Source organism: Methylobacterium sp. J-078, from assembly GCF_022829285.1.
GTDB lineage: Bacteria > Pseudomonadota > Alphaproteobacteria > Rhizobiales > Beijerinckiaceae > Methylobacterium.
The window spans coordinates 1-5048 of the sequence record NZ_JAKSYI010000092.1 but is presented as its reverse complement, the minus strand read 5'-3'; the positions used below and the strand labels follow the sequence as shown (position 1 = coordinate 5048).

At 69.8% G+C, this 5048-nt stretch carries 3 protein-coding genes, 1 pseudogene and 1 riboswitch; all 4 genes and pseudogenes read left to right on the top strand.

Annotation, left to right across the window (positions count from 1 at the left end; all coding sequences use genetic code 11):
• A riboswitch (cobalamin riboswitch) is annotated at nucleotides 1-92 on the top strand. This riboswitch is flagged as partial in the annotation.
• A gap of 105 nt (nucleotides 93-197) precedes the next feature.
• Nucleotides 198-2372 (top strand): TonB-dependent receptor, encoded by a 2175-nt coding sequence (locus MKK58_RS13970; protein WP_243912623.1) that lies wholly within the window; start codon nucleotides 198-200, stop codon nucleotides 2370-2372.
• A gap of 216 nt (nucleotides 2373-2588) precedes the next feature.
• Nucleotides 2589-4046 carry a helix-turn-helix transcriptional regulator gene (locus tag MKK58_RS13965; RefSeq protein WP_243912622.1) on the top strand — a complete coding sequence of 486 codons (1458 nt, stop codon included), beginning with the start codon at nucleotides 2589-2591 and terminating at the stop codon, nucleotides 4044-4046.
• 232 nt (nucleotides 4047-4278) lie between these two features.
• Nucleotides 4279-4608 (top strand): CsbD family protein, encoded by a 330-nt coding sequence (locus MKK58_RS13960; protein WP_243912621.1) that lies wholly within the window; start codon nucleotides 4279-4281, stop codon nucleotides 4606-4608.
• Nucleotides 4609-4661: 53 nt separating this feature from the next.
• A pseudogene (locus MKK58_RS13955) lies at nucleotides 4662-5048 on the top strand (PhnA-like protein); the annotation flags it as partial.

The window sequence follows — 5048 nt, the reverse complement described above, 5'->3', positions numbered from 1 at the left end:
GTGAACGGTCCGTGAGGACCCGGAACCTGGGAAGACGATGAGAGGGCGGTGACCCGCGAGCCAGGAGACCTGCCGTCAGTCGTGGTCACACGCGGAACGCATCGGGCGGGGTGTCCTGGTGGGTGTCGGGGCGTTCGCATGCCGCGAACGGACCGGCGTCTTCGCGGTGACGTGCCACAGACGTCGCCCGAGGCCCCATGCCGTCCCTCCGTTCCATGACATCCCCCCGTCCACGGCCCGCCTGCCGAACCCTCCTCCTGGCCTCCTGCGCCGGTCTCGTGTCCTGCGGCGCCCTGGTCCGCGCGGCCGCCGCCCAGACCGCGCAGGCGGACCTCGCCGAACTCTCGGTGACGGCGGAGATTCCGGCCCCGGCCCCGGCCTCGGCGGGACCGGCCGCGAATGCGGGCTTCGTCGGCGGGCGCACCGGCACGGGCGGCGGCTTACCGAGCGTCGATGCGGCGAGCGCCGGCGTGATCTCGGGGGCCGCCCTCAACAGCCGGCCGATCACCCGGCCGGGCGAGGCCCTGGAGAGCGTGCCCGGCCTCATCGTCACGCAGCATTCCGGGGAAGGGAAGGCCAACCAGTTCTTCCTGCGCGGCTTCAACCTCGACCACGGCACCGACATCGCGCTTCACGTGGACGGCATGCCGGTGAACATGCGCACCCACGCCCACGGCCAGGGCTATGCCGACCTCAACTTCCTCATCCCCGAACTCGTCGGCACGGTCGAGTTCCACAAGGGACCGTATTTCGTGCGCGACGGCGACTTCGCCTCGGCCGGCTCGGTGCGGATCGACTATCTCGACACGGTCGAGCGCAACCTCGCGCTGACCTCCATCGGCAGCTTCGGCTACAAGCGCGCGCTCAGCATCGCCTCCGCGCCCCTCGGGCAGGGCCACCTCCTCGTGGCGGGCGAGGCCCAGACCTATGACGGCCCCTGGGACGTGCCGGACCGGCTCGCCAAGCTCAACGGCGTCGTCCGCTACAGCCAGGGCACGGCCCTCGACGGCTTCGCCCTGACGGGCATGGCCTACTGGGCGAAGTGGAACGCCACCAACCAGATCCCGGAGCGGGCGGTCGCGGAGGGGATCATCGGCCGCTTCGGCACCCTGAACCCCACCGATGGCGGCGATACCGGCCGCTTCTCGCTGTCCGGCCGCTGGAGCCGGACGAGCGAGGCGGGGATCACCCGAGCGAGCGCCTACGTCATCCGATATCAGATGAACCTGTTCAACGACTTCACCTATTTCCTCAACGATCCGGTCGCCGGCGACCAGTTCCGCCAGCGGGACAGTCGCATCCTCGGCGGCGGCGAGGTCAGCCACACCGTCCAGGGCGACCTGTTCGGCCTGGCCATGGAGAACGAGATCGGCGTCCAGACCCGCACCGACGACATCCGGGTCGGCCTGTTCAACACCACGGCGCGGCAATTCCGTTCGACGGTGCTGGACGACCGCGTGCTGGAGGCGAGCGCCGCGTTCTACGTCGAGAACCGGGTGCGCTGGACCGACTGGCTGCGCACCAGCGTCGGCTTTCGCGCCGACGGCTACTACGCCGATGTCCGCTCGGACACGCCGGCCAATTCGGGCCGCGCGCGGGACGGCATCGTCAACCCGAAGCTCGGTCTCGTGCTCGGGCCCTGGTTCGACACGGAACTGTACGTGAACTACGGCGGCGGCTTCCACTCGAACGACGCCCGCGGCGTCACCGCCACCGTCGATCCGACGAGCCCCCTGTTCAACATCAGTCGCTCGCCCTTCCTCGTGCCCTCGACCGGCTCGGAGATCGGCCTGCGCAACCGCAGCCTCAGTGGGCTGGAGACGGCGGTGAGCCTGTTCCAGCTCGATTTCGCGTCCGAGAACCTGTTCCAGGGCGACAGCGGCACCACCGAGCCGAGCCGCCCCACCCGCCGCTTCGGCATCGAGTGGACCAACCGCTACGCGGTGACGCCCTGGCTCTCCCTTGAGGGCGATCTCACGGTGACCAATGCCCGCTTCGCGGACCGCGACCCCGCCGGAAACCGGGTGCCGGAGGCGCCGACCACGATCGCCTCGGCCGGTTTCACCTTCGGCGCGGGCCCGGGCTGGTTCGGCTCCATGCGCTTCCGCTATTTCGGGCCGCGGCCGCTGATCGAGGACAATTCGGTGCGCTCGCGCCCGACCGCCCTCGTCAACGGCCGGGTCGGCTACAATTTCGACAACGGGGTCAGCCTGTCCCTCGACGTGCTGAACCTGACCAACGCCAAGGCCGACCAGATCACCTACTTCTACACCTCCCGCCTGCCCGGGGAGGCCGCCGAAGGGGTCGCCGACAGGCACTTCCATCCGGTCGAGCCGACCGCCGTCCGGCTCACCCTGGCCGGGCGATTCTAGGGCGCCCGCGCAGGGGCGAAGGCCGGTCCCGCGCCCCGGGCTTCGGAGTCCGCCGAACCCGGTGGCATCCGGCGAGCCCGGCGCTCGCCCCTGGTGGATCACGTTCACGTCAGTAATCCGGATATACCAGTTCTCCGACGCTCCGTACCGGAACTGCCCGGGCGGGTCCCCGTTACGACCCCGTCCGATGCAGGCGATGCGGAAGGTGGGGCGACGGTGGTTGTCGGGGTGGACAGGCATGAGCTTCGGCAGATCATCGCCGGCCTGAGCGAGGGCGTGATCCTGGTCGAGCCCGATCAGACCATCGCCTACGCCAACGCGGCGGCGCTCGCGATGCACGGGGCCGATTCCCTCGACGAGCTCGGCGCCACCGTGGACGCCTACCGTGAGCGCTTTGCCCTGCGCTACCGCAACAACCGCGCGCCGGACCACTACCCGATCGAGCGGGTGGTCTCGGGCGAGACCTTCCACGACGTCGTGGTCGAGGTCACGCGCACCGATCAGCCCGACGTCGCGTTCGTGCATTCCCTGCGCAGCCTCGTGGCGACCGACCGCGCGGGCCGGCCGAGCTGCCTGGCGCTCATCCTCAAGGACGTCTCCGAGCAGTTCGAGGCCGAGGAGCGCTTCGAGACGACCTTCAACGCCAACCCGGCCCCGGCGGTGATCTGCCGGTTGTCGGATCTGCGCCACGTCAAGGTCAATCTCGGCTTCCTCGAGATGACCGGCTACACCCGCGACGCCGTGATCGGACGCAGCGTCTACGAGGTCGACGTGCTGGCCGGGGCCCGCAATCGCGAACTGGCGATCTCCCGCCTCAACGCGGGCGGCACCATCCCGCAGATGGAGGCTTGCCTCGACCTGCCGGAGGGCGGCTCGCGCTTCGTCATCGTCGCCGGGCAGCCGATGGAGCTTGGCGACGAGCCCTGCATGCTGTTCACCTTCGCCGATCTCGAACTGCGCCGGAAGGCCGAGACGGCGTTGCGCCAGAGCGAGGAGCGCTTCGCCAAGGCCTTCCGCCTCACCCCCGTGCCGACCCTGCTGGTGCGCGCGGAGGGCTTTACGGTCACGGGCGTCAACGAGGCCTTCTCCCGGGTCTTCGGCTACGGGGCCGACGCCGTCACGGGCCGCTCGCCCGCCGACCTCGATCTCTGGGTGCACGAGGCCGCGCGGACCCGCTTCGAGACGGCGGTGGCGCGCACGGGCTACGTGCTCGGCCTCGAGGTCTGCCTCCGGCACGAGGACGGGAACAACCTCGATTGCCTGGTCTCGGCCGAGCGGGTCGAGATCGGCGAGGAGACCTTCGCGCTCCTGGTCCTGCAGGACATCACCGAGCGCAAGCGCACGGAGCGGGATCTGTTCGAGGCGATCGAGGCGGTGATGGCCGACACCTCCTGGTTCAGCCGCGGCCTGATCGAGAAGCTCGCCAACCTGCGCCAGCCGGGCGGCGAGCACGGGGACACGGTCTCGCCCAACATGACCGTGCGCGAGCGTCAGATCCTCGACCTGATCTGCGCCGGGCTCTCGGACGACACGATCGCGGGGCGCCTCAACCTGTCGAAGAACACCGTGCGCAACCACGCCGCCGCGCTCTACCGCAAGCTCGACGTCCACAAGCGCTCGGAGGCCATCGTGTGGGGTCGCAACAACGGATTTCCCACCGGCTCGACTGGGTAGAAAAAACCACTGACTAATATTTTTTTACTATTGATGTGGGCTCGTTGCGGACCACATCAGCCCTGAAACCGCGTGGCCACGATCATGCGGACCACGATCGGCGGAGGGCGGCGCGTCCACCCGGACGGCGCTCGTCTGACCTGTCCGACCGGCGCCGTGAGACCCGGGACCCTGCGTGTCCCGTCGGCATCACGCCCATCGGACCGGAACCCAACGGAAGAGGAAGAGAATCATGGTGGATACGAATCGCATCACGGGCGCCGTCAAGGAACTCGGCGGCAAGGTGCAGGGCGCGGTGGGCGACCTCACGGGCTCGAACCGGGACTCGTTCGAGGGCCGCGCCCGCGAGGCTCTGGGCACCGCCGAGAACGTGTACGGCCAGGCCAAGGACACCGTGCGGCATGCCGCCGACCAGGCCTACGACTATGCCGAGGACGCCTACGACCAGGGCCGTCGCCAGCTCCACGAGGTCCACGAGCGCTCCACCGAGTGGCCGCACGCCTCGCTGCTGGTGGCCGGCCTCGTCGGCTTCGGCCTCGGCCTCCTCGTCGCCAAGCTCTGAGCCAAGCTCTGACGCCCGCGCATCAACCCTCTCGAAAACCGGAGTTTCTCAACGTGGCTACCTCGTCCAGCATTCCGCCCGCATCCCTCCCCGCGGCCGACACCCGCACGGTGCTCCTGAACCAGGTCTCGTGGGGGGCGATCTTCGCGGGCGCCGTCACCGCGCTGGTGACGCAGGTGATCCTGAACATGGTCGGCGTGGGCGTCGGCCTGTCGAGCGTCGGCCCGGTGGCCGCCGACAACCCGGCCGCCTCGACCCTGTCGCTGAGCGCGGGCGTCTGGTTCGTGGCCTCGGGCGTGGTGGCCGCGCTGGCCGGCGGGTTCATCGCGGGCCGTCTCTCGGGCAAGCCCGTCACGGGGGCGGCCGGCCTGCACGGCCTCGTTTCCTGGGCGGTGACCACCCTCGTGGTGCTCTACCTGCTCACGTCGGCGGCCGGCGGG

Excerpts from the sequence above, each read along its gene's own strand:
- MKK58_RS13970 (WP_243912623.1), top strand. The coding sequence starts at position 198 with ATGCCGTCCCTCCGTTCCATGACATCCCCCCGTCCACGGCCCGCCTGC.
- MKK58_RS13960 (WP_243912621.1), top strand. The coding sequence starts at position 4,279 with ATGGTGGATACGAATCGCATCACGGGCGCCGTCAAGGAACTCGGCGGC.